1 protein-coding gene and 1 pseudogene are annotated in these 2299 nt (G+C 67.2%); both read right to left on the reverse strand.

Annotation, left to right across the window (positions count from 1 at the left end; genetic code table 11):
* Nucleotides 1–434, reverse strand: a pseudogene (locus B2W70_RS02500) (response regulator); the annotation flags it as partial.
* The coding region (locus B2W70_RS02505) for a two-component system sensor histidine kinase NtrB (protein ID WP_286742511.1) at nucleotides 431–2299 on the reverse strand (1869 nt) is incomplete at its 5' end. The gene B2W70_RS02505 and the pseudogene B2W70_RS02500, both read right to left, overlap by 4 nt.

Genomic DNA, 2299 nt, shown 5'->3' on the forward strand with positions numbered 1-2299 from the left:
CGGGGGCGGGTGCGCTGTTCGGGCTGAGGTGGCGTTGGCGCGGTGGTGGCCGAGTCCTCGCGGGCTTGCAGCGCCGATGCCACCACGCTGCGGAACTGTTTGAGGTCAACCGGCTTGGTGAGGTAGTCGTAGGCGCCTGCCTTGAGCGCGCTGACAGCGTTTTCGGCCGATCCGTAGGCGGTGATGACGATGCTCTTTTCGGGCCGGCCTGCGGCGTCGAGGCGGCGGATCAGGTCGAGTCCTTCGCCATCGGGCAAGCGCATGTCCGTGATGATGGCGCTGAACGCTTGCTCGCTGAGCAGCTGCCAGGCGTCTTCAACGCAGCCAGCGGTTTCAATGTGGTAGCCCTCGCGCAGCAGGGTCAGTTCGTACAAGGTGCGCAGATCAGGCTCGTCGTCGACGACCAGCAGGCGGTGGCGGGAGGGTGCGCTCATGCGGTGAACGGGCTGTCAGCCGGGGAGTCGACGGGCATCGTGATGAAGAACTCGTTGCGGTGGCGAACGGAGGGAGGGTGTTGGCGGTAGTCGATGCTCGCACCGTGCCTCTCACACAATTCTCGGGAAATGTACAGGCCCAGTCCAGTGCCTCGGCTGCTGGTCGAGAAGAAGGGCTCGAACAGGGCGCGCTCGGTGTCGGGCTGGATGGGCTCTCCATCGTTGCCCACCGACAGCATCAGCAAACCCTCCGGCGTGACCGAGGCCAGCCAGCGCAGGCTCAGCAGGATGGCGCCAGGCTCTCCGCTGTTGTAGCGCAGGGCGTTGTCGAGCAGGTTGACCAGCACACGTTGCAGGTGCTCAGGCTCGAAGCGAACCCGCAACGGGATCTGTTTGGGGCCAGGGTGGCACCCACTCACATCGATTTCAAACAGGCTGTCGACGCCGGTGGCGATGCGGTGGGTGCTGCGCCATTCGTTGCAGATGGCCATCACCGTTTCGACGGGGTCGATGGCGGGCGCAGGCGGGCGCACGCCTGGGGCCACGGTGAGGATGTCGTCAACGATGTGTTTGAGTCGATCGACGTTGGAGCCGATCATCTGGGTGAGCTTTTGCTGGCCGGGCTGGAGGGCGTCCTCGGCCAGCAGGGCATTCGCCTGGGCGATGGCGGCCAGGGGGTTGCGGATTTCGTGGGCGATGCCGGCCGACATCCGGCCCATGGAGGCGAGTTTGTCCTGGCGTTGGCGCGCGCGCACGGTGCGCAGGTCTTCCAGCAGCATCACGCACATGTCTTCTCTGCGCGCGTCCTGCTGGGGTGGAGCCGGGCTGCGGGTGAAGCGCACCCGCAGTCGCAACTCACGCTGCGACTGGTCGTCAAAGCGCAGGCGGATTTCCTGTCCGCCCTCTGCCTGCAGCGGGTGGTTGATGGCGCGTTCGACGGCCTCGACCAGGGGGTGCCAGGCAGGCACGCCACGCAGCTGGAAAGGGGCGTTCGAGGCGATGCGGTGGGCCGACAGCAGGCGCCGCGCCGCCGGGTTGGCGGTGCGCACGCGACCTCGCCGGTCGACCACCATCACGCCCTCTGTCATTTCGTCGAGCACCAGGCGATTGAGTTCGGCCTGCTGACGCGCCAGCTCCAGGCTGCCTCGGGCGCTGCGTTCTTCCCGGGCCAGCCGAGTGGCCAACTCGTTGGCCAGGATCGCGATGGCGAACAGGCCGATGCCGGTCAGCCCGGCCTGGGTCATGAGCTGCGTGATCTGGGTTTGCCCCTGGACCAGTTGCAGCGCGGCGGATCCCAGCAGATTCAGGGTCGCCACGGCGGCCGTGCCCAGGGCCATGATGCGCGGCATCAGCACACCCGCCATCAGCACGGGCAGCACCAGCAGGGCCTGCGAGTTGACCGAGGAGCCGGTCAGGTAATGCAACCCGGAAAAGAAGGCCAGGTCCACGCCAACGCTGCCCAGCACCTGACGCGGACGCAGTGTCGATTGCTGGGCCGGTGCGGGGCGGCGTTGACTGGGCCACCACCACACCAGCCAGGCCAGCCCGGCATAGCCCAGCGTCATCCATTTCATCCAGCCTGGTGTTTCGGTGCCGGCGGCGTGGAGCACACCGATGAGCCCCAGCAGGGTGAGTGCCAGGACGGCTCGGGCGTTGAGGAAGGCGCGGTAGACCCGGAAAAAGTAGGGCGCACCCGCTGCTTCGGATGTGGGCTGAGAGGGCGGGGCGCTGCCAATCCCGCTCCATCCACGGCCACCAAACGCTTCCTGGATGAGGGTGCTGTCGACGCCGTCCGGTGGGCCGAACCAGGAGTTCGCCTGCGCAGCGCCGGCGTGGGCTTTTGATGGCGAGGCGGGCATGTCGGG

Source organism: Aquabacterium sp. UBA2148 (genome assembly GCF_002328915.1).
Lineage (GTDB): Bacteria > Pseudomonadota > Gammaproteobacteria > Burkholderiales > Burkholderiaceae_C > Aquabacterium > Aquabacterium parvum.